General features: G+C 70.2%; 22 protein-coding genes and 4 pseudogenes. 16 read left to right on the top strand and 10 right to left on the bottom strand.

What is annotated here, in order from left to right:
- Positions 1–56: 56 nt before the first annotated feature.
- The 5 genes from AB5J50_RS40520 (at position 57) to AB5J50_RS40500 (ending at position 3,504) form a co-directional block, all read left to right on the top strand.
- The gene (locus tag AB5J50_RS40520; protein ID WP_369263628.1) at positions 57–476 is read left to right on the top strand and encodes a hypothetical protein; all 420 of its coding nucleotides are present in this window, start codon (positions 57–59) and stop codon (positions 474–476) included.
- Positions 477–479: 3 nt separating this feature from the next.
- A complete protein-coding gene (locus AB5J50_RS40515; RefSeq protein WP_369263627.1) occupies positions 480–1,421 on the top strand; it encodes a hypothetical protein in 942 nt (313 codons plus the stop codon).
- Between the two features lie 514 nt (positions 1,422–1,935).
- Complete coding sequence (locus tag AB5J50_RS40510) at positions 1,936–2,172, top strand: VOC family protein (RefSeq protein ID WP_369263626.1); 237 nt, start codon at positions 1,936–1,938, stop codon at positions 2,170–2,172.
- Between the two features lie 307 nt (positions 2,173–2,479).
- Positions 2,480–2,935 (top strand): hypothetical protein, encoded by a 456-nt coding sequence (locus AB5J50_RS40505; protein WP_369263625.1) that lies wholly within the window; start codon positions 2,480–2,482, stop codon positions 2,933–2,935.
- A gap of 203 nt (positions 2,936–3,138) precedes the next feature.
- Positions 3,139–3,504: a transposase family protein gene (locus tag AB5J50_RS40500; RefSeq protein ID WP_369263624.1), complete on the top strand. Its 366-nt coding sequence runs from the start codon at positions 3,139–3,141 to the stop codon at positions 3,502–3,504.
- Between the two features lie 359 nt (positions 3,505–3,863).
- Here the strand turns inward: AB5J50_RS40500 and AB5J50_RS40495 are convergent, their stop codons facing one another.
- The 3 genes from AB5J50_RS40495 to AB5J50_RS40485 all read right to left on the bottom strand — a co-directional run bounded on the left by AB5J50_RS40495 (position 3,864) and on the right by AB5J50_RS40485 (position 6,681).
- Complete coding sequence (locus tag AB5J50_RS40495) at positions 3,864–4,220, bottom strand: transposase (protein WP_369265651.1); 357 nt, start codon at positions 4,218–4,220, stop codon at positions 3,864–3,866.
- A 140-nt stretch (positions 4,221–4,360) separates the two neighbouring features.
- A complete protein-coding gene (locus AB5J50_RS40490) occupies positions 4,361–6,280 on the bottom strand; it encodes an ABC transporter ATP-binding protein (protein ID WP_369263623.1) in 1,920 nt (639 codons plus the stop codon).
- A gap of 98 nt (positions 6,281–6,378) precedes the next feature.
- The gene (locus AB5J50_RS40485; RefSeq protein WP_369263622.1) at positions 6,379–6,681 is read right to left on the bottom strand and encodes a DUF1566 domain-containing protein; all 303 of its coding nucleotides are present in this window, start codon (positions 6,679–6,681) and stop codon (positions 6,379–6,381) included.
- A gap of 162 nt (positions 6,682–6,843) precedes the next feature.
- On the opposite strand from AB5J50_RS40485, the gene AB5J50_RS40480 reads away from it, so the two are divergent.
- Positions 6,844–7,728, top strand: a complete 885-nt coding sequence (locus AB5J50_RS40480; RefSeq protein ID WP_369265650.1) for a restriction endonuclease — start codon at positions 6,844–6,846, stop codon at positions 7,726–7,728.
- 321 nt (positions 7,729–8,049) lie between these two features.
- Here AB5J50_RS40480 and AB5J50_RS40475 read toward each other — a convergent pair whose 3' ends face one another.
- On the bottom strand, positions 8,050–8,595 hold the full coding sequence (locus AB5J50_RS40475) for a DUF2231 domain-containing protein (protein WP_369263621.1): 546 nt from the start codon (positions 8,593–8,595) through the stop codon (positions 8,050–8,052).
- Positions 8,596–8,908: 313 nt separating this feature from the next.
- Between AB5J50_RS40475 and AB5J50_RS40470 the strand changes: the two genes are divergently transcribed.
- Together AB5J50_RS40470 and AB5J50_RS40465 are read left to right on the top strand one after the other, a co-directional pair.
- Complete coding sequence (locus tag AB5J50_RS40470) at positions 8,909–9,574, top strand: response regulator transcription factor (RefSeq protein WP_369263620.1); 666 nt, start codon at positions 8,909–8,911, stop codon at positions 9,572–9,574.
- 347 nt (positions 9,575–9,921) lie between these two features.
- Positions 9,922–10,680: a hypothetical protein gene (locus tag AB5J50_RS40465; protein ID WP_369263619.1), complete on the top strand. Its 759-nt coding sequence runs from the start codon at positions 9,922–9,924 to the stop codon at positions 10,678–10,680.
- A gap of 226 nt (positions 10,681–10,906) precedes the next feature.
- On the opposite strand, the pseudogene AB5J50_RS40460 reads toward AB5J50_RS40465, so the two are convergent.
- Positions 10,907–11,026: pseudogene (locus AB5J50_RS40460) on the bottom strand (universal stress protein); the annotation flags it as partial.
- A 135-nt stretch (positions 11,027–11,161) separates the two neighbouring features.
- On the opposite strand from AB5J50_RS40460, the pseudogene AB5J50_RS40455 reads away from it, so the two are divergent.
- From AB5J50_RS40455 to AB5J50_RS40440, 4 genes and pseudogenes are all read left to right on the top strand, one after another.
- A pseudogene (locus AB5J50_RS40455) lies at positions 11,162–11,437 on the top strand (PP2C family protein-serine/threonine phosphatase); the annotation flags it as partial.
- Positions 11,438–11,526: 89 nt separating this feature from the next.
- Positions 11,527–12,225, top strand: a complete 699-nt coding sequence (locus AB5J50_RS40450; RefSeq protein ID WP_369263618.1) for a CBS domain-containing protein — start codon at positions 11,527–11,529, stop codon at positions 12,223–12,225.
- A 102-nt stretch (positions 12,226–12,327) separates the two neighbouring features.
- A complete protein-coding gene (locus AB5J50_RS40445; protein ID WP_369263617.1) occupies positions 12,328–12,783 on the top strand; it encodes a Crp/Fnr family transcriptional regulator in 456 nt (151 codons plus the stop codon).
- Between the two features lie 28 nt (positions 12,784–12,811).
- Positions 12,812–13,492, top strand: coding sequence for a CBS domain-containing protein (locus tag AB5J50_RS40440; protein ID WP_369263616.1), 681 nt, complete (start codon positions 12,812–12,814; stop codon positions 13,490–13,492).
- Positions 13,493–13,496: 4 nt separating this feature from the next.
- Here AB5J50_RS40440 and AB5J50_RS40435 read toward each other — a convergent pair.
- Positions 13,497–13,712: pseudogene (locus AB5J50_RS40435) on the bottom strand (pyridoxamine 5'-phosphate oxidase family protein); the annotation flags it as partial.
- Positions 13,713–14,218: 506 nt separating this feature from the next.
- On the opposite strand from AB5J50_RS40435, the gene AB5J50_RS40430 reads away from it, so the two are divergent.
- Positions 14,219–15,091 carry a universal stress protein gene (locus AB5J50_RS40430; protein ID WP_369263615.1) on the top strand — a complete coding sequence of 291 codons (873 nt, stop codon included), beginning with the start codon at positions 14,219–14,221 and terminating at the stop codon, positions 15,089–15,091.
- Between the two features lie 21 nt (positions 15,092–15,112).
- Positions 15,113–15,796 (top strand): TrkA family potassium uptake protein, encoded by a 684-nt coding sequence (locus tag AB5J50_RS40425; RefSeq protein ID WP_369265649.1) that lies wholly within the window; start codon positions 15,113–15,115, stop codon positions 15,794–15,796.
- 159 nt (positions 15,797–15,955) lie between these two features.
- Here the strand turns inward: AB5J50_RS40425 and AB5J50_RS40420 are convergent, their stop codons facing one another.
- Positions 15,956–16,504, bottom strand: a complete 549-nt coding sequence (locus AB5J50_RS40420) for a hypothetical protein (RefSeq protein ID WP_369265648.1) — start codon at positions 16,502–16,504, stop codon at positions 15,956–15,958.
- Between AB5J50_RS40420 and AB5J50_RS40415 the strand changes: the two are divergent.
- Both AB5J50_RS40415 and AB5J50_RS40410 read left to right on the top strand, forming a co-directional pair.
- A pseudogene (locus AB5J50_RS40415) lies at positions 16,415–16,858 on the top strand (HPP family protein); the annotation flags it as partial. The gene AB5J50_RS40420 and the pseudogene AB5J50_RS40415 overlap by 90 nt on opposite strands.
- A 160-nt stretch (positions 16,859–17,018) precedes the next feature.
- Complete coding sequence (locus AB5J50_RS40410) at positions 17,019–17,339, top strand: CBS domain-containing protein (RefSeq protein ID WP_369263614.1); 321 nt, start codon at positions 17,019–17,021, stop codon at positions 17,337–17,339.
- Between the two features lie 25 nt (positions 17,340–17,364).
- On the opposite strand, the gene AB5J50_RS40405 is transcribed toward AB5J50_RS40410, so the two are convergent.
- Genes AB5J50_RS40405 through AB5J50_RS40395 form a run of 3 tightly spaced genes read right to left on the bottom strand, consistent with a single transcriptional unit; the run spans position 17,365 to position 20,080 of the window.
- Positions 17,365–17,616 (bottom strand): acyl carrier protein, encoded by a 252-nt coding sequence (locus AB5J50_RS40405; protein WP_369263613.1) that lies wholly within the window; start codon positions 17,614–17,616, stop codon positions 17,365–17,367.
- Entirely contained in the window at positions 17,613–19,079 is a 1,467-nt protein-coding gene (locus tag AB5J50_RS40400; protein ID WP_369263612.1) for a 2-oxo acid dehydrogenase subunit E2, read from the bottom strand. Before AB5J50_RS40400 ends, AB5J50_RS40405 begins: the two co-directional genes overlap by 4 nt.
- A gap of 2 nt (positions 19,080–19,081) precedes the next feature.
- Entirely contained in the window at positions 19,082–20,080 is a 999-nt protein-coding gene (locus AB5J50_RS40395) for an alpha-ketoacid dehydrogenase subunit beta (RefSeq protein ID WP_369263611.1), read from the bottom strand.
- Positions 20,081–20,082 lie beyond the last annotated feature (2 nt).

Genomic DNA, 20,082 nt, shown 5'->3' with positions numbered 1-20,082 from the left:
GGGGCCGAGTTCACATCCTGGGCCACGCCGGTCGGCAGCACATGGGGGACGATGCGATGGGCACCGAACCGGACGAGGCGCTGAAGCGCACCGCAGCAGCCTTGGCCTACGTCTGCACGAACGTCGAGCAGATCCGCGAGGACCTGCGCTCCGGCTTGTGCGGCGACGACACACCTCTGGAGCAGTTGCTGGCCGCGATACGCCACGGCGACGACCTCATCGGACCACTCGACCTGTTGCACGCCCATCTGCAGGCGGACGGCGATGCCAGAGGGATCTACGGCCACAGCGGCGACAGCTCGACCATCCGGAGTTTCCGCCCGGCCGGCATCGACAGTTCCAGCCCTCCAGGGCCGTCCGAGGTCGTGTACCTCTGCCCGGCCACCCGATGTTCGCGCATCTGGTGGCCGCAGGCCACCGCATCGGTCCCCCAGTGCCGGATCAGTGGCGAGCACCTGCGCCGGGAACGGCTCTAGGCCATGGGCGGCCTACTGTCCGAACTCGGCAAAAAACTAGCCGACCGATGGCTGTCACTGCTTGTGCTCCCTGGTGCGCTTTACCTGGCCGTGGCCTCCGCGGCCCAGGCACTCGGCCACGCGCATCCCTTTGATCTTTCCCGGCTGAGCAGCCAGATCACCGCCTCTGCCAATGCGCCCGCTGCTCGTGCTGCGGGTGGCCAGGTGGTGCTCCTTCTCGCCGTGCTGGCAGCATCGGCCGCAGTCGGCCTGGCCGCCCAGGCCCTCGGCTCCATTGCTGAACGCGTTTACCTGGCTGCCGACTGGCACACCTGGCCGAGTCCCATCCGCAACACCATCAACAGTCGCGTCAGCGGACGGCAACGCAGTTGGGATGCCGCCGCGCGCATCTGGCACCGACAGCGTGAGGAAGCCGCACGCACGCTGGCCATTGGAGGCCGGCGATCCGACCACACCCAACGGCAGGCCGCCCACCGCGCGATGACCCAGATCGCTACCGAACGCCCCACACGCCCAACCTGGAGCGGAGACCGCATCCATGCAGCCGCAGTCCGTCTGGAGCGGGACCATCAACTCGACCTTGCCACCGTCTGGCCCCACCTGTGGCTGATCCTCCCCGACAGCGCTCGCACTGAGATCACCACCGCACGTCAGACACTGACCCGCGCCACGACCCTGTTCGCTTGGGCCCTGCTCTACCTGCCTCTCACCGCGTGGTGGTGGCCCGCAGCAACGATCTCAGTCGCCCTCACGCTCACTGGTCGGATACGGACCCGGACCGCCATCGACACCTACGCCCTGCTGCTGGAGGCCGCCACCCGGGTACACGCCGGCGACCTCGCCCGCCATCTGGGCTTCACCCTTGCCGGTCCGCTCACGCCCGAGATGGGGGACAAACTGACCCGATTTCTGGCACCCAGCCCACCCCCGCCTCCCCAGAGCTGATCCGCGGCAGAGGGAGCCTTGCAGTAGGAGCGCTGCTGCTACTGGGCGGCCGTATCCCTCGGCGTCCGCGTGATGCGGCAGTAGCAAATCCAGCCGGGATCCCTGGCCTGTCACACGCCGCAGGTACTCGGTGCACGACACAGCCTCATTGACCAGTGCCGGGTCCAGGTCGATCTTCAGCAGTACGAGTACGGCGGGTACTGGCGCACGGTGAAGCACAAGGACAGCGGGTGGACGAGGTGCAGCGGGCGCTACACCACTCCAGGGCTCACGTGCGTGCATGATGGAGAGAAGGAGACGTACAACACTCAGGTGACCTTGCAGGTCGAGTACCACGGACGCTTCAGCGAGCCCGGAATCGCAGACACGGGCAACACCGTGATCGACTGCTGAAGTCCGTTCACCCGTAACGGCCTGCCGGATTGATTCGGTAGGCCGTTTTCGGCTTCGGTCGCACAGATGAAAGTGAGACAGCAGTATGCACGTTCATTTTGAAGCAGTAGACCCAGAGAAAATGATCAGGTTCTGGGGCGGCATTCCGGGTTGGGGTGGGTACAGCGTCGGCGAAGCGGAATCTCCGGCTGTGCTACCGGTCGTCACCGTCCTTGTCGGAACGATCGCCGAACAGGTTCAGACGCTGATCGCCAAGGGCGCCTCTCTCGTGGAACCTCACGATTGCATGCACGCCCTGATGACGGACCCGGAAGGCAACAGGTTTATGGTGGCGCTCGACCCCGATCACGAAGCATGACGTTGTCCAGCATGGATGCGGCCCGGCGTACGGCACTCGCCCTTCAAGGGCGCCGGGTGGACGATCCGGTGTGGGGCGCCTTCACCGTCGCTCCGACGTCGAGGCCGACGGAACGTGCTGGCCAATCCAGGTCGCTTTCTCGGCAGCCGGATGGCGTTGGGAGACGGCCTGCACCGCTACGTGAATCGACGACGACGCGAGGGCGCCGACAGCCAGCGCGGGTGGAAGACGTGCGGGAGGCCGCCGAGTAGGAGCGGGCAGCTCTGCGGTTCCTGCTCGCCGAGGCCGGGTGGCCTTCTACGATCCAGTGCATGGATCCGAGCTGCTGGAACGGATCACCGCGCGGCGTGCGGAACTGGACGAACTCGAAGAACAGCTGGCCAAGCAGTTGGCGGAGGCGCGGGCCGAGCGGGACGAACTTGCCGTCGCCGAGCGGGTCCTGGAGCGGGTGAGCGAACAACTCGCCGACGAGCGCGCCTCAGCCGCGCCGATGCCCGGGCAGGTGGGTGGACGGTCGGTGATGCTGATTCCGCACCGTGAGCCGGACCTGGAGGAGACCATGCTCCCGCCGGACTATCAGCGCATCCTCGCCGCTGTGCGGCAGGCTGCCGGACCCGTCATGGCCCGGCATGTCGGCGATATGCTGGGAGTCGACGTCAGCGTGCGGGCCAAGCTGGAACCGCTGCGCGGGAGACTGGTCAGACTCGTTGATCGCGGCTGGCTGCGCAAACTGCCCGACGGCCGGTTCACCACCCGCCTGTGACCGGGGACGCTGTCGCCCGGAGCAGTCCGGCGCGAGCGTAACCGCGGTGCCCCCGGCGGCCGTTGGAGTTGTGTGACGAAAACCAAAGGACGCGCCGAGGACACGAGCACGCTTGTCTACCAGTGCCGTCTGACGCTGTCCACGCACACCGTCAACCACCTCGCCGGTCTGCTGCGCCGCCATCTGAAGGCGATACGGTCCAGGTGGCGGATCCTGCCGCCCGGCCCGGCCGCACCCACGACATCACCGCCGCCCGCCACGACCACATCCTGGCCCACCTGCGCGCTGCCGGCCTCGGCGCCCTCGCGGACCTCGGCTTCCGCGGCCTGGACAACGACGTACGCGACGCCGTGATCGTCACCGGCTTCCACGCCAGCCGCACCCACAAGCTCACCCCAGGCCAGAAGGACGCCAACCGCGTCCTCGCCGTCGGACGCGCGCCAGTCGAACACGGCTTCGCGCACCTCAAGAACTGGCGGACCCTCACCAAGCTCCGCACCGACCCCGCCCGCGCCACCCGCCTCCTGCGAGCCTTGCTCGTTCTGACGAACCTCGAAGTCAACCGCTGACAGACGATCTACTCCGCAGGCTCCCGCCCACGACCAGCGTGAGCACCCTGAGTGCCGGTCATACCAGTCCTTTGACCTGCGACTTCAAGTTGGCGGAGGCTCAGTGACCCATCACGTGTCACGTTGCTGTCACCAACACCATCGATGCGCCTGGACCACAAAGGCCCCACCTGCATGAACAGCAGCGATGTAGACCACGTGGATGCCTGAAGACGGCTTCTACGACATGTGCCAGGTGGTGCCCAGGGAGGGACCCAAGATCAGGACAGGTGCGTCTTCTGGCCCGTCAAAGCGGTATTGCAGGGTGTTCGGTGGTGTCTCGCTCACCCGTCAGACCCTCTCATCTCTCACGACTGCCCCTATGACGGGGGGCATGACTGTATGACCCTGATCAGGTGGAAGACCTCCCGGGCAGCGTAGCGTTTGAGGCATCGGACGATTTCGCGGCTGGTCTTGCCCTCCATTGATGCGGCGTTCGTAGTAGTCCTGGGTGCGCGGGTCGAAGCGCAGGCGAGTCTGCACGATCCGGTGCAGGGCGGCGTTGGCCTGCCGGTCGCGCCACGGTTGAGGCGACGGAACTGCCGACTGCCCGAGGAACGCTCGACAGGGCTGACCCCGCACAGCGCGGCGAAGGACGCCTCGCTGGCCAGGCGTTCCGGGTTGTCCCCGATCGTGATCAACAAAGTGACGGCCGTGTCCGGACCGATGCCCACCATGGTGAGCAGCTGCGGGGCGTGGCGTTCCACGAGCCGGGCCAGGCGGCCTTCCGAGCCTTGGCGCTTCGCGGATTGCCGCAGGCGACGGACGTATCAGCGTGACGCCGCCTGAGGTCGAGGATGTCCGGAAACCGACTCGGTCACGTGGACCCGGCGCTCGTACGAGCGTGCGACGACGTCCTGCGGTCCCCGTCCGGCGCCGGGTCGGCCGGTCCGGGCAGCCCGCTGGAACCGGCCCCTGAGACCGGGCGTCCGGGGGCCGACTCGGTGCTCTCGCCGAGGAAGCCGCCCGACTGGTGCTGCCACAACTTGGCGTAGGCACCGTTCGCCGCGAGCAGCTCCTCGTGGGTGCCCTGCTCGACGACGCTTCCGCGGTCGAGGACGACGAGACGGTCCATGCCGGCGACGGTGCTCAGACGGTGGGCGACCACGAGTGCCGTACGTCCGTCCATCAACCGCCACAGGGCGTCCTGGACGAGGAGCTCGCTCTCCGAGTCCAGCGCGCTGGTCGCCTCGTCGAGCAGCAGGATCGGGGCGTCGCGCAGGATGGCCCTGGCGAGGGCGACGCGCTGGCGCTGGCCGCCCGAGAGTTTCACTCCCCGCTCCCCCACCAGAGTGGCGAAGCCGTCGGGGAGTTGGTCGGCGAACTCCGTGACGTGCGCGGCCGCGGCCGCGGCGTGGATCTCCTCGTCGGTGGCGCCGGGCCGGGCGAAGGCGATGTTGTCCCGCAGGCTGCGGTGGAACATCGCGGGTTCCTGCGGGACGTAGGCGATCAGTGAGCGCAGGTCGGTCTGGCGCAGCCGGCTGATGTCCTGACCACCGATCAGGACGCGTCCGTCGTCGATGTCCGACATCCGCAGCAGGAGCCGGGTGAGTGTGGTCTTGCCGCCGCCGGACCTGCCGACCAGACCGATCCGTGCGCCTGCGGGCGCGTCGAGGTCGAGTGCCTGGAAAATCGGCTTCGCGCCCGCGTGGGCGAAGGTCACCGCCTCGAAGCGGATGCCCGTGTCCCGCGGTGCGAGCGGTTCGGGTTCCGTCGGGTCGAGCACGGTGGGCGGATCCAGCAGCAGCTCCGTGAACTGCGCGGCCTCGGTCATCGAGCTTTCCAGACGCCGGTAGATCTGGTTGAACTCGAACATGATCTGGGTCGCGTTGGAGTAGTAGGTGAAAGCGACGACGACCTCCTCCACTCCCTGGCCCGGGCCACCGAAGGCGATGGCGACCAACAGGCCCAGCACGTTGGTCAGCACGGACAGGGGGGCGATCAGGGTGTCGACGCGCAGATTGCCGTAGTCCCACGACCTCAGCGTCAGGCGCCGGGAGTCCGCGACACGGCTGCGGTGTTCGTCGGCCTCCCGCCGCTCGGCCGCGAACGCCCGGATGGTCTCCATGTTCATGAGGCTGTCGGCGACGTGGCCGGAGACCCGGGCGATCGCCGCCTCACGGTCGTTGACGAGCCTCTGCCGGCGACGGATCAGAGGTGTCGCGGCCACCACGGTCAGCACGATCATCACAAGAAGACCGGCGACGAGCATCGGTTCGTAGCTCCACAGGACCACGGCACCGAACACCAGGGGGACGAGACTGCCCACGATCCGGTACGTCACCGTGTCGACGAAGTCCTCGAAGCGCTTGCCGAAGCTCAGCACCCGTTTGGTCAGGGAGCCCGCGAAGTTGTCGTGGAAGAATGCCGCGTCCTTGGCGAGGAGTTCGTCCATGCCGCTCACGTACAGATGTTCCATGCCGAGGGCGTCCACGCGGTTCAGGCAGTGCTGCCCGACCCGCCACACGGCCTCGGCGAGCAGCAGCGTCACGCCGAAGCCCAGCACGTACGGCATCGCCGAGCTGAGGGTGAGACCGCCGTCGTCGGCGGCCTGCCCTGCCAGTTTGGCGATGAGCAGGGGGGCGACGTAGCGGACGCCGATGTTGCCCACGGCCGGCAGCAGCAGCGCGGGCAGGGCCAGCCGTCGTAGTCGCAGCAGTTCCCGGCCGTAGCGGCGCAGTGCCAGAACGACCGCGCTCCTGCCCGGCGTCGGCCCTCGCGTGTCTGTTGTCCCCATCACACTCCCGGTGGTTCGGAAGTCGGAAGTGTCCCGTCGGGGGAGGTTCTCAGTCCAGGCATTTACCGTGGACCGGTGACAACCGGACACCAACGCGTTCAGCGGGCGCAGCGGGGGTATCCAGTGGTGAGCTTGCGGTAGTTGGTGTAGCCGTCGTCGTGGTTCAGGGCCCAGCGCACGGCGGGCTCGGGGTCGGAGGCGCCGGCCGTCCAGTACCAGGCGGCCTTCTGGGTCGCCGGGAAGGCGGCGGGGTCGGCGGGGTCGGCGGCGGGGGCCATTCGGTTGTCGTCGACCGTGGTGGCGAGTTCCTTGATGCCGGGCAGCCGCCAGGTGTGGCACCGACATCTCCGCTCAGGCGGCCCCTCCCATGGGCGCGTCCTGACAGCACACCGCCTGGCCACCCGCACCGTGCCGTCTCACCACGCCGATTCGACGGAAGGGGCCAGACCAGCGGCCGCCAGATCTCCGTCGCACCATCTGGACGACGCCCTCCTGGCCCGGACACGGGAGCATTACTGCAAGGCAACAGACAGACCACCACCAGCACGGTGACGACCTGGTGGATGTCAGCGGTCGGCTTGCGATACTCCCTGTCTGTGACAAGCGACAACACTCCCACAGCCATACGGTCGCAGCTTCCTGCAAGGCGTCAGATCCAGTCCTGGCAGGAGGCCGAGCACAATGCAGCCTCGTGGATGCGACATTGGGGATACGAAGACGCCCGCGCGCACCCAGGCGGTGCCGATGGTGGTGTCGACGTGCGATCGGCCCACGCGCTGGGCCAGGTCAAGTATCAGGGGTCCGCTGTGGGGCGGCCGGAGCTGCAGCGCCTCTTCGGAGCCCGCGGCCGGGCCATGGACAAGGAACTGCTCTTCTTCACAGGCAGCAGTTGTGCCGCGACGGCGATCGAGTACGCCGCCGAAAACGGCATCGCGCTTTTCGTCTACGGCCTGGACGGCTCGATGACCGCTGTCAACGCCCCGGCCCGCCGTATCGGCACTGCCCCGCCTTCCGCAGGTACCCCCTTGCCAGGACCGGTCACCTCACGCCCCGCCCCACCACCCACGCCTCCCAAGGAAACCCGCCCCGGGATCGGTCGGTTCATCCTCGGTCTCGTGCTGGTCGCCGTCGCACTGGTCATCCCCGGCTCCGACAGCTTCGACCCCCGTCCGAATCGAACGCTGGTGACGCTTCTCCTGCTTGTCATCCCCTGCATCCTGATCCTCTGGGGCATCGCCGAGAGGTCCCGCCGCCGCTTCTGGCCGACCGGACTGGGCCTGTTCCTTCTGGACCCCCCTCTGGCCTGGCTCAGCAACGCAAGGCTGTGGCGGGGAGACGCCTCCGACGCCCTCTTGCCGACGACCATGACCGTGCTGTTCGTCGCGGCCTCGGTCCTGCTGATCCGCTGGAACGTCCGCCCACGCAGAGCTGCCGCGCCCCAAGGCTGAGCCGCACCATCGCTCCAAAGAGTTGCTCACGGCGACATACACCGTCTTCGAGGCTTTCGAAGGGACTGTGAAGACTGGCCGGCGCGGACGACCCACAGGTCGCCAGGACCTCGCCATGTGACCGGAGCCAGGTCAGCAGCCGTGCGTATCCATCCGGAGTGGTCTCGAACGGCTCGGTGGCCAGGTGCCGGCCAATGCTGTCGACGGCCGCGGCCTGGTGGAGGTCGGTCACCGCCCGGCGGGCCGACGATTCCCCACAGGGACAACCGAAGCGTCAGTCAGTCGGAGAGGCTGATCCCCGAGCGATGCCATCGCCAGTCCTCACTGTCGGTCGTTGTCACCTCGGTCGCCCGTGGCGGCCTTGGAGAAGCCGTCCTGCCAGGCGGCGTTCGCCCCGGAGTCGCCGATCCGGTACACGTCCACGACCGCGCCCGCGGCCACCCCCACGGACAGCACCGCTGCCGCCACGCGGACGACCAGCGCGGACCGGGGTGAGGCCGACCGGGTCCGCTGCTCCCCGGAAGCGGCCTCCGCCGCGGCCGGCCTGCGGGTCGTCCACCAGATCGCCGTCGCCAGTACGAACAGGCCCGCGGCCCAGGGGAGCAACCCGTCGCCGAGTTCGGCGTGCCTGCGTACCAGGGCGTTGCTGTCGACGTGCTCCTCCAGCCACTCGCCGGCCTCCGTGGCCAGGGGCACGCTCGCCAGCGTCAGCAGAGCCAGCACGGGCAGCACGATCCCCATGCGCCGGGCGGCACCCGGCCATATCGCGCCGACCACGACCGCCAGTGCGCTCAGGGGAACGAGCACGACGACGAAGTGCACGATCAGGACGTGTACCGGCAGACCGTTGACAACGGTGAGGCTCATCGGGTGTTCCTCCAGGAAGCGACCGTGAGGAGTCGGCTCGGGCTCGTCTCCGCGTGCCGGCCGGTGGGGCGCGTCAGCCTGGCACAGGAATCTCTCAGGTTCTTCTGAACCCACGCCCTTCCGGAAGGCAGTGGATTCGAGTCTCGCAACCTCCGCTGCCACCCTCCACGGAGCGCATGGGGACAAACGGCCCCTTGTGGCGCGGCCGGGCCAAAGACGCAGACTGGACGACGTGGTGCGTAGCCGATCTCACCGTCCGAAAGCGGGTCTGACGCATGAACGGGCAGGTCGCGGGCTTGACCGAGGAGACGGGGTGCTGGTCGTGGAGGACGACCGCAGCATCGGGGAATCCTTGGTGCGTGGCCTGCGGCAGGCCGGATACGCGGTCGAGGGGGTTCGTACCGGCCGGGCGGCCCTGACGGCTGCGTCTCCCGACGTCGTACTGCTCGATCTGGGGCTGCCCGACATCGACGGGGTCGAGGTGTGCCGGATGCTGCGCGCGCGGTCGGATGCCGCGATCATCGCCGTCACCGCGCGCGGTGAGGAGGCGGACCGGGTGGTCGCCCTGGACGAGGGCGCGGACGACTACCTGGTCAAACCGTTCGGGCTGGCCGAGCTGCTCGCACGGATCCGGGCCGTCCTGCGCCGCAGGCGCCCCGCCGGTCCGGAGATCCTGCGGCACGGGCCGCTGGCGCTGGACCTGCGCACCCGGCAGGTCTCGGTGGACGGCCGGCCGATCGCGCTGACGCCGAAGGAGTCCGGGATTCTGGAGTGCCTGGCCGCCGATCCGGGCAGGGTGGTGAGCCGGCAGAAGATCCTGGAGCGGGCCTGGGACGCCCACTGGTACGGCCCCACGAAGGTCCTGGACGTGCACATCGCGGCGCTGCGCCGCAAGCTCGGCGTGCCGGGGCTGATCGAGACGGTCTACGGGCACGGTTTCCGGCTCGGTGCGGCCCCTGGGCGGCGGGAGCCGCCGTGACCCGGCGCATCACCTGGACGCTGCTCGCACTGACCTCCGTGCTGCTGGTGCCGGCGGTCGTACCACTGGCCGTGCTGATGACGGCACGCGAGCGCGTCGCCTTCCGCGACGATCAGCGGGCAGCCACTGACCGCCCGGCGACCGCGTCCAGGCGCCGCCCTCGTGCCCGGTCTCGGCGCGCTTCGTCGGCCTGCGCCGGTCCCGCCAGACCGTATGCGTCGGCAATGACATGGGCCGATCGGCGTACCGGTCGGATCCGAATGATCCCTGGATGGGTCCTGCCGCCGGAGCGATGCTGGAAGAGACAAGTCGGCGGCGGGGAGGAACAGCCCGGGAAGGTGATGACCATGCACAGCAGGAGCGGGCGGACCGCCGCCGCGCTGGCCGCCCTCGCGCTGGCCGGCACGCTGGCCGCCGGATGTGCGGCGGGCGACAGCACCTCGAACGGCACGTCCCTTCGTCAGGCCGCCGCCCGAACGAGCCCCTCCGACAGCGACTGCTGGCGCTCGGGCATGTCGGGCGACGACTGGGACGACTGGGACTCATGGGGGCCGGGCATGGGACCGGGCATGATGGGCCGTGATGACTGCTCTTGGGGTCCCGGCATGATGGCCGGGCAGTACTGGCTGCCCGGCGACGGCACCCCGGTCAGGACCCTGGACCGGGCCCGGCAGCGCGCCGACGCCTTCGCCGACCGGCTCGGCCTGAGCGTCGGCGAGGTCATGCGGTTCTCGAAGAACTTCTACGCCGAACTGCAGACCCCCGGCGGCAAGCCCGCCACCGAGATCCTCGTCGACCCGGCCGACGGTGACACCGGGATCGAGTACGGCCCGGCAATGATGTGGAACACCGACTACGGCATGCACCACCGCGGCCAGGCCAAAGTCCGCGTCTCCCCCGACCAGGCCCAGGACCGCGCCCAGAAGTGGCTGCGCGACCGGGACAGCGACCTGACCGTCGCAGAGGCCGAGGCATACCCCGGCTACTACACCCTGCACACCCTGCGCTCAGGGAAGGTCACCGGCATGCTGTCGGTCAACGCCTCCACCGGCGCCATATGGGACCACACCTGGCACGGCCGCTACATCGCCACCAGCGAGAACTGAGAGCCGGCGGCCGACGGCAGGGGCCCGACGACCGCCGCCGACCTGGGTCAACCAAGGGCTTCCAGGACCGCAGCCCAGCTCGGTCCTCACCTGGACGCGTGCAGGACGGGCACTGTGTCCGCCTCCTCGACGCTGTCGCCCTGATGGCACACGGAGTCGGCCCCACACCGCCACGTGGGCCCTTGGCCGCAGTACGGAAGGGCGGCGGGCCCCGCGCCGGACAAGGTCAGTGATGCCCGCCCGATCCCCGCACCACAGCGATCGGGCAGTGGGCGTGATGCAGCACGGCCCGACTCAACGACCCGAGCAGCAGCCCGGCGAAACCACCGCGCCCCGGGCGCCGACCCGTCCACACCCACGACCATCAGACCACTCATCGTGTCTCCCACGTCCAGACGCCCTTGCCTTCCACCCCCGGACTCACCCCGGTCACCCTCCGCTGCCATGGGGCTTGGCGGCCGAACTGCGCCCCTTCCGGCACTGGTACGACCTGGCCGACCTGCCCGGCGAGAACCTCGCGGTCGCCGTCGGCGACGTCGTCGGCCACGGTCTCGCCGCCGCCTGCGTCATGGCGCAGCTGCGCAGCGCGCTGTGCGCGGCCTGCCGCGTCGCCGACGATCCCGCCCAGGCCCTGGATGCCCTCGGCCTGTACATCCGCTCCGTCGACGGCGCCGAGTCGGCCACCGTCGTGACGACCTTCGTCGACCGGGACACCCGCACCATCACCCACAGCTCCGCCGGCCACCCTCCCCCCGCCCCTGCTGCACCCGACCGGCACATGCGGCGGGCGCATGCCGGGCGGAGAGTGGGAGGAGGAACGCGCGCGGCACCAGGAGGTGGAAAACCATGTGGCACCGGATGGTGAGCGACCTCATGACCACATCGGTCGTCCGGGTACGCCGGGACACCGGCTTCAAGGAGATCGCCAAACTGCTCGCCGAGTACGACATCACCGCCGTACCGGTCGTGGACGACGACGAGCACCCCGTGGGTGTCGTCTCCGAAGCAGACCTGCTGCGCAAGGAGGCCGCGCGGCTGGATCCGGCCGGCCTGCTGACGGTACTGCGCCCCGGGCCCGCCGCCCGTTCGAAGGCGGAGGCGGCGACGGCCGAGGGACTGATGAACAGCCCTGTCGTGACCGCCAGGCCGCAGTGGACGGCCGTGGAGGCCGCCCAGGTCATGGAGCGCCACCACGTCAAGCGGCTGCCGGTGGTCGACGAGGCCGACAGGCTGGTCGGCTTGATCAGCCGGGCCGACCTGCTCCGCGTCTTCCTGCGTGGGGACAGTGCCATCCGGGAGGAGATCTCCGGAGACGTACTCGTCCGCACCCTCGGGATCACCGGCGCGGTCACCGTGCGGGTCGTCGACGGCCGGGTCTCGCTGAAGGGCACCGTCGAGCGCAGGTCCCTCGTCCCGGTCGTCGTACGCCTGTGCCAGGGCGTGGACGGCGTGGTCGACGTGACCGCCGAACTGCACCACCGGATCGACGACACCTCCACCGCGCCTGAGACCGGTGCCTCGCGCCGCGCCGAACTGGCGACGTGAGCGGGATGGGAGTCGAGCCGTTCAGCGACGATCGTGGAGGTGTACGACCCTGCGGAGCACCCGCGAAGGGCCCCACCCACCGTTGAAGGGAAGACCACCGTGATGGCGAGGACCGGCGTCTTCGGCGCCATGACGAAGGAACATCGCGATCAGCTGATGTCGCTGGCCCGTGAGGTGTCGTTCGAGACGGGTGAGCGCATCTTCGAGGAGGGCGGATCCGCCGACCGTTTCTGGATCATCCACACGGGCACGGTCACTCTCGACCTTCGGGTGCCCGGCCGACGAGCGGCGGTCATCGAGACCCTCGGCGCGGGGCGGCTGCTGGGCTGGTCCTGGCTGGTCCCTCCCCACCAATGGCATCTGGGGGCCGAGGCCGCCAGCCCGGTGCGTGCCTACGAGTTCGACGCGGCGACGGTTCGTGGGATGTGCGCCGAGGATCCGGGGCTGGACCACGAGCTGTGCACCTATGTCACCGGTGTGCTCGCGCGTCGGCTGAGGTCCGCCCGCGTACGGCTGCTCGACCTGTATGCGCCGCACGGCGCGGGCGACGTGCCCTGACCAGCACGAGACGACGAGGTGGTCGAAAGTGTCCGAGACTCCGCACATCGTGAGCGATGTGATGACCCAGACAGTGGTGGCCGTCGGGCGCGACGCGCCCTTCAAGGAGATCGTGCGGACCATGGAGCAGTGGAAGGTCAGCGCCATGCCGGTGCTGGAGGGCGAGGGACGCGTCATCGGTGTCGTCTCCGAGGCCGACCTGCTGCCCAAGGAGGAGTTCCGCGAAGGCGAGCAGAGCCTCTACGAGCAGCGGCAGCGGCTGTCCGCCGTCGCCAAGGCCGGGGCGACGACGGCGGGGGAACTCATGAGCGCCCCCGCCATCACGGTCCACGCCGACGCCACCCTGGCGCAGGCGGCCAGGATCATGGCCGTCCGGCGGGTCAAGCGGCTGCCCGTGGTCGACGGCATCGGCATGCTGCAGGGCATCGTCAGCCGAGCCGATCTGCTGAAGGTCTTCCTGCGGTCGGACGAGGACATCGAGGAGGAGGTCCGCCGCACGGTGGTGTCCTACCTCTTCCCTGCCTTCAGTCACGCCATTCACGTAAACGTGCACGAGGGAGTGGTCACCCTGCGCGGACACATCCGCGACACGTCGCTCATCCTGGTCGCCGTGCGCCTCGTGCGCGCCGTGGAGGGCGTCGTGGACGTCGAGCCGCACCTCACCGGCGAGTCCGCCGACGCCGGCGGTCCGGACACGAACGGTTCCTGACGCACTACTCCGCCGACGTGATGCGGCGTCCGGTGATACGCGCGGGCCGGATCGAGACCCACATGTCCCGTTCACCCCCTGACCACGGCCTGGTATGGGCACGATCGGCCAGTTCCCGCGCCGCGTCGGGCTCGGTGACCACTCGCGCGGGGCCGACGACGAGCACGCTCCGGTCCTGGCTCATGGCCTCGTCCACATGGTCGGCCTCGAAGGCGACCTCACGGCTGCGCGGGCTCGCTCCTCGGCCTCGATCAGCGTGCCGTCCACCAACTCCCGTACTCCCGCCGTGGCCGGATTCCACGGGGGCCGCCGGGCGGCAGATGCGTCGACGGCCGCCCGAAGGCGTGTACCAGCCGCAGTCCCACGTCGCGCAGCCCGGCCTCACGTGGCGACCTGCACCGCGTCGAGGCTCGACGGCGAGCCGTCCACTCCCACGACGACCGGGTCCATCACGGCACCTCCGTAACCCGCCGCGGGCCGATCCGGCCCGCCTCCTGGGTATCCCGTCTCTCTCCTTCCAGGCTCCATCGGGTTGCGGCGCCCCGCATCAAGTGGCCGCCCGTCGCCCAGCCAGCCGGCTCGGCCACCCGGTCTGGCGCCGCAAAAGCCGTGAACCGCCAGATCAAGCCCCTGCGGAGCCGTGACGTGGCGGCTCCGGACGGCCGGGGTCACGCTGGAAGGACAGCGACCGGACGGGCGGCACGGGAATCTCCGGGAGGTCCTCTCATGAGCAGTGCGGACGGGCGTGAGCCGATCGTGGTGGGTGTCGACCCCGATCCCTCGAAGCGGCTTGCCCTTGCCTGGGCCGCCGACGAGGCGGATCGGCGCGGCCTGCCGGTGCGGCTCGTCCACGCCCAGGGTGTGCCGACGGGTGGATACCGCACGGGCGAGGCACGGCCGTCCTGGGAGGAGTGGAACCGGACGCTGCACGAAGCGGGTGCCGAGGCACTCAAGGAGGCGGTCGCCTTCGTCGAGTCCCGCCGGCCGACGGTGGAGGTGTCCACGCTGCTGGCAGAAGGAGAGCCTGCGTGGGTTCTGCGTGAGGAGGCACGGAACGCCTCCCTGGTCGTGGTGGGTTCCTGGCATCTGAGCACCCGTCGCGAAATGTTCACCTCCGCGTCCGTGGCGCTGCCGCTCTCCGCCCACGCCCCCTGCCCGGTCGTCGTCGTTCCGGAGTCGGAGCACATCACCCAGGAGCCCGCGTACTTCGTGGTCGGCGTCGACGGCAGTCCGCATGCGGCGGCGGCGGTGGACGTGGCGTTCGAGGAGGCGGCCCTGCGCGGAGCGGTCCTCAGGGCCCTGTACGTGTGGCATCCGCCGCTCCTCGGTGTCCTGGACGAGGACGCCGCCGTGCGGGAGTGCCGCCGGGTGCTGTCCGAGACCGTCGCCGGCCGCACCGCGACGCACCCGGAAGTGGAGCTGCACCACGAAGTCGTCCGTGGCCACCCTGTGCGGGTCCTGACGGAAGCCTCGGAACACGCGCTGGGTCTGGTCGTGGGAACCCACGGGCACGGAGGTTTCACGGGCATGCTGCTGGGCTCGGTGAGCCAGGGAGTGCTGCACCATGCCCACTGCCCCGTCATCACGGTCCCGGTGTGAGACGCCGATCGGCCCGGTTCCCTGGCCCATACGGCCCTGACCGCGCCGGACGGCCCGTCCCACGAACTGCCGGCCTGTCTGACCGGGCGGCCGCTGGCCGAGTTCGAGGTCGACGGCGAGATCCGGGTCGTCGAAGTCACCCGCGCGGGCCGCTCCCTGATCCCCGCGCACAGCACACCCGCGCGGGCGGGCGACCTGGTCACCTTCGCCGGGGCCGGACGGCTCGGCACCCAGATCGCCCAGGTGCTCGCCGCCACCCACAACGAGGTGACGCTGATCGACGCCGACGACGACCGCGTGGCCACACTGAACGGGCGCGTCCCGGTGCGGCTCATCGCCGGGGACGCCTGTGAACCCACCCTGCTGGAACACGCCGGCGCTCTCACCGCCGTCCTCGTCATCGCCACCACCGGGGACGACGAGGACAACCTCGTCATCAGCCTGCTCGCCAAACGACAGTTCTCGGTGCCCCGCGTGGCCGCCCGGTTCAACGACGCCGACAACGCCTGGCTGTTCGACGGGCGTTGGGGCGTCGACGTGGCCGCTCCCGCCGCCGGCCCGGTCGAACGCCTCCCGCAGGCGCGGAATCCAGTGGCGCCGCAGGGCGCGGACCCGGTGCCGGGTACTGATGACCTCCGCTCCCATGAGCTCGGCGGCCGTATGGGCGGTGGCGTACTCGGCGGCGGCGCGACGGCACGGCCGTAGACCTCGGCCGCCTGCTCTCGGTGCTCAGCAGCAGCTCGTGCTCGGCGCGCAGGACGCGGAGCTTCTGCTCCAGCAGGTCGGCTCCCCGTTCGCCGGCATCGAGGCTGTGCCGCAGTCGCAGCCGTCCCGCGCGACCGGGCGGTGTACGGCGGGCGCCGGTCATCGGGACGCCTCCGTGTCCGGGGTGTCCTTCGCCCCGTGGGCGTCGAGGAGCGCGGCGGGGAGCATGGAGAGCTGGCCGCGGGGCAGCGTGAGCAGGGCCCGCCAGCCGCGCTCCAACGAGGCGTCGAGGCTGCGGGACTCGTCGCTGCGCTGGTCGGCGAAGTCCCGCAGGAACGCCTCGTCGAAGTCGAGGCAGCGGCGGTCGGTGGGGGTCAGCGCCGCCTGGCCGACCAGGTCCGCGAGGTCACGGACCTGCCGGGCTCGCGCCAGGGCGGCCAGCAGCTGGGCGGCGACGTCGAGGTGGTCGTCGCGGGTACGGCCGGGGCCGGCACCCTTGCGCATCAGCCGGGAGAGGGAGGACAGGGCGTCCAGCGGCGGATACACGCCCCGCGCGTGGGTCTCCGGCGAGAGCACGATCTGGCCCTCGGTGATGTAGCTGGTCAGGTCGGGCACGGGATGGGTGATGTCACCGGCGGGCGTGGTGAGCACCGGCAGCACGGTGACCGAGCCGGGCCGCCCGCGAATGCGTCCGCAGCGTTCGTACAGGGAGGCCAGGTCGCTGTAGAGGTAGCCGGGGTAGGCGCGGGCGGGCGGGGATCTCCCTGCGGGCGGCGGAGACCTCGCGCAGGGCTTCGGCGTACGTCGTCATGTCGGTGCACCGCGGAGTCCGAGCGCCCTCACGACGGGGAGGATGCCGAGCCGCTCGCCACCGCCGCACCCGGGCCGCCCGCCCCGAAACCGGCCGTACTCCGCGTGCGGGACGTGATGCGGGTGCCGGCGGCCTCCGTTCCCGGTGACACACCGTTTCTGGACGTGGCCCACGCGCTGGCCCGTGAGCAGGTGAGCGCCCTGCCTGTGGTCGACGCCGACGACCATGTGATCGGTGTCGTCTCGGAGTCGGATCTGCTGGCCAAGGCCGCCGTGACGGCGGAGCCTCGTCGGCACGGAGCCGTCGGCAGGATGTGGCAGCATCGCTTGTACGACAAGAGCCACGGCGACACGGCCGCCACGTTGATGACCTTCCCGCCCGTCACCGTCCACCCGGAGCAGCGGGTGGCGGGTGGCGGACGCGGCGTGGACCGCCGCGCACGGCCGGTTGAATCGCCTCCCCGTGACCGGCCATCACGGTCGGCTCGTCGGTGTGGTGAGCCGGCACGATCTGCTGAGTGCCCTGATCCGCGACGACGCCGAGATCCTCGCCGAGGTCGAGTCCCTGGTCGGCCGGCACCTGCCGGATCCGCGCGCTGTGGAGGTCACCGTGGAGAACGGCGTGGTGACCATGGCGGGGAAAGTGGACAAGGCACTCGTCCCCGGACTGCTCGCCTCGGTGAGAAGCATCGACGACGTGGTGGGTGTCATCGACGACACCGAAGCGGACTGAACCGTTCACGTCCACGGAGGGCGCATCACCCCGTGCGGGAGACGAGGAAGTCGGCACTGCCGGACAGCGTGGTCAGCCGGGGCGTGTCCTCGTCCTCGATGCGGACGCCGGACCGTTCGCTGAGTACCTCGACGAAACTCAGGAAGTCCAGGGAGTCCATCTCCAGCGCGTCACGGAACGCGTCATCGGGCCCGAGGGCGGCGAAGTCGGCGTCCGGGACGACCCGGGAGATCGATTCCCTCACCATGTCCAGTGCGTCGGTCCGGTTGATGTTCACAGCTGCTCCGGGTTCTGCAGGAGGCGGGTGACCGCCGTGAGGTAGCGGGCACCGACGGCGCCGTCGGTCGCCCGGTGGTCCGCCGAGAGCGTCGCCGTGACCACGGGCCGCACGCCCAGCAGGCCGTCGACGGCGCAAGGCCGGTCGACCACCCGCCCGAAACCGACGAGGGCCACCTGCGGCGGGTAGATCACTCCGAACACGGTCTCCACACCCTGATCGCCGAGGTTGGTGACCGTGATCGTGGCGTCCGACACCTCGGAGCCCCGCAGTCTGCCTGTACGGGCCCGGGTGACCAGGTCCTTCAGGGCCGTCATCAACTGCGGGAGTGCCAGGGCGTCGGCGTGGTGCAGTGCGGGGGCGACGAGCCCGCCGCCGCGCAGCGACACGGCCACGCCGAGGTGTACGCCCTCGCCGGCCGTGAAGTGGTCGTCGGTCCAGGAACCGTTGAGCTCGGGGACCTCCCGGGCCGCCAGGGCCGCCGCCTTGAGCAACAGGGCGGCGGGAAGCAGCCGTTCACCGATCGGGCTGCGCCGATTGTGCTCGTGCAGCCAGTCCATCGCGGCGGCCATGTCCACGGTCGTGGAGAGGTAGTAGTGGGGAATGTCCCGGTTGGCGCGGCTCATCAGACCGGCGATCGCCCGGCGCATGGCCGTCCCCCTGTCTCCCGAGACGCGCTCGGGGGACGGACGTACCGTGGGGGCGCCGACATGCGCGGACGGGGCCTCGGTCGCAGGCCCCGGGGCCGCCTGGCGTACGTCCGCGGCACGGACGGCCGACTCCTTGCCCGTCCCCCTCACCGTGGCCAGGGCGACGCCCAGTTCGGCAGCCAGTCGCCGGGCGAGAGGGGTTACCCGCAGGCGCGGTTGCCGGGCGGCCACCGCTTCCTCGACGTCGGTTCGGGTGACGCGTCCTCCGGGTCCGGAACCACGCAGCGTCTCCAGGTCGACGCCGCTTTGCTCCGCCAGATGCCGGACCAGCGGGCCCGCCTCCATGTGGCCACCCTGCCGAGCGCCGGACGGTACCGGGGCCGGGACCGTGGCGGGTTCGGGAGGCGGGGACGGGGGCTTGGAAGGCTCGCGCTTCTTCGGTGCGCGACGGGCCGCTCGTCGCTTCTCCCCCTTCTCGGCTTTCTCAGATTCTGCAGGGCCCTCGGTTTGCCTGGCCCTGCGTGGCTTCCCGGTCCTGTGCGGCTTCCCCTCTCCTTCCGGGTGCTCGGGTTTCTTCGCCGTCGCCCCGATCAGCGCGAGCGGTGTGCCCACCGGCACCGTCGTGCCGGGTTCGACGAGCAGCTCGGCCATGGTTCCGGTCTCGAAGCACTCCACCTCGATCGTCGACTTCGCGGTTTCGACGACCGCGACCGGATCGCCTTTGCGGACGGGGTCACCGGGCCCCACCAGCCACTCCAGGAGCGTGCCCTCGTCCATGTCGGCGCCGAGGGACGGCATGGTGAACTCGGCCATGGTCAGTCCACCGCCCGGTGGGCGGCCGCGACGATGTCGGCGGTCTGCGGCAGGGCGGCCTCCTCCAGCTGCCGGGCGTAGGGCATGGGCACCTCCGCGCTGCACACCCGCTCGACGGGCGCGTCCAATTCGTAGAAGGACTCCTCGGCGATACGGGCGGACACCTCGGCGGCGAAGCTTCCCGTCCGCCATGCCTCGTCGACGACCACCGCACGGTGGGTACGGGCCACGGAAGCGGCGACGGTCTGGGCGTCGAAGGGCCGGAGCGTACGCAGGTCGATCACTTCGGCGCTGATGCCCGCGGCGGCCAGCTCGTCCGCCGCCGCGAGGGTCTTGGGCAGCGAACCTCCGTACGTGATCAGGGAGATGTCGGTACCGGGCCTGCGTATCGCTGCGTGATCCAGGTCCTCTGGTGCGGTGGCCGGGAGGAGTTCGCCGGAAACGTTGTAGAGGCTTCCGTGCTCGAAGATCAGTACGGGGTCCGGATCGGCGAGCGCCGGAGCGAGCATGTGGCGTGCGTCCTCCAGGGTGGCGGGGGCGAGGACACGGATGCCGGGGATGTGGGCGTACCAGCCCTCCAGGCTGTGCGAGTGCTGCGCGGCGAGCTGCCGTCCGGCGCCCGTCGTCATGCGGATGACCAGCGGTACGGCCAGTTGGCCGCCCGACATGTGCAGCAGCGTGGCGGCGTTGTTGAGGATCTGGTCGAGGGCGAGCAGGCTGAAGTTGACGGTCATGATCTCGACGATCGGCCGCAGCCCGGCCAGGGCGGCACCGATGCCGGCGCCCACGAACGCGGACTCCGACAGCGGGGTGTCGCGGACGCGCTCGGGGCCGAACTCCTCCAGCAGACCGAGGCTGACGCCGAAGCATCCGCCGTAGCGGCCCACGTCCTCGCCCATCAGGAAGACGCGGTCGTCGGAGCGCAGGGCGTCCCGGAGCGCGTCGCGCATCGCCTCCCGGTAAGTGGTCTTCGCCGCCTCCGGCCGCTCGCCGTCACCCATGG

Source organism: Streptomyces sp. R35 (genome assembly GCF_041053035.1).
GTDB classification, from domain to species: domain Bacteria; phylum Actinomycetota; class Actinomycetes; order Streptomycetales; family Streptomycetaceae; genus Streptomyces; species Streptomyces lutosisoli.
The sequence above is the reverse complement of the archived record's forward strand: the minus strand, read 5'-3'. Positions and strand labels throughout refer to the sequence as shown.

Bases quoted from the DNA above. Each gene is read 5' to 3' on its own strand.
- AB5J50_RS40515 (WP_369263627.1), top strand. From the start codon at position 480: ATGGGCGGCCTACTGTCCGAACTCGGCAAAAAACTAGCCGACCGATGG.
- AB5J50_RS40495 (WP_369265651.1), bottom strand. From the start codon at position 4,220: ATGGTGGGCATCGGTCCGGACACGGCCGTCACTTTGTTGATCACGATC.
- AB5J50_RS40520 (WP_369263628.1), top strand. From the start codon at position 57: ATGGGCACCGAACCGGACGAGGCGCTGAAGCGCACCGCAGCAGCCTTG.
- AB5J50_RS40395 (WP_369263611.1), bottom strand. From the start codon at position 20,080: ATGGGTGACGGCGAGCGGCCGGAGGCGGCGAAGACCACTTACCGGGAG.
- AB5J50_RS40430 (WP_369263615.1), top strand. From the start codon at position 14,219: ATGAGCAGTGCGGACGGGCGTGAGCCGATCGTGGTGGGTGTCGACCCC.
- AB5J50_RS40445 (WP_369263617.1), top strand. From the start codon at position 12,328: ATGGCGAGGACCGGCGTCTTCGGCGCCATGACGAAGGAACATCGCGAT.
- AB5J50_RS40400 (WP_369263612.1), bottom strand. From the start codon at position 19,079: ATGGCCGAGTTCACCATGCCGTCCCTCGGCGCCGACATGGACGAGGGC.
- AB5J50_RS40480 (WP_369265650.1), top strand. From the start codon at position 6,844: ATGTCAGCGGTCGGCTTGCGATACTCCCTGTCTGTGACAAGCGACAAC.
- AB5J50_RS40475 (WP_369263621.1), bottom strand. From the start codon at position 8,595: ATGAGCCTCACCGTTGTCAACGGTCTGCCGGTACACGTCCTGATCGTG.
- AB5J50_RS40490 (WP_369263623.1), bottom strand. From the start codon at position 6,280: ATGGGGACAACAGACACGCGAGGGCCGACGCCGGGCAGGAGCGCGGTC.
- AB5J50_RS40465 (WP_369263619.1), top strand. From the start codon at position 9,922: ATGCACAGCAGGAGCGGGCGGACCGCCGCCGCGCTGGCCGCCCTCGCG.
- AB5J50_RS40450 (WP_369263618.1), top strand. From the start codon at position 11,527: ATGTGGCACCGGATGGTGAGCGACCTCATGACCACATCGGTCGTCCGG.
- AB5J50_RS40510 (WP_369263626.1), top strand. From the start codon at position 1,936: ATGATCAGGTTCTGGGGCGGCATTCCGGGTTGGGGTGGGTACAGCGTC.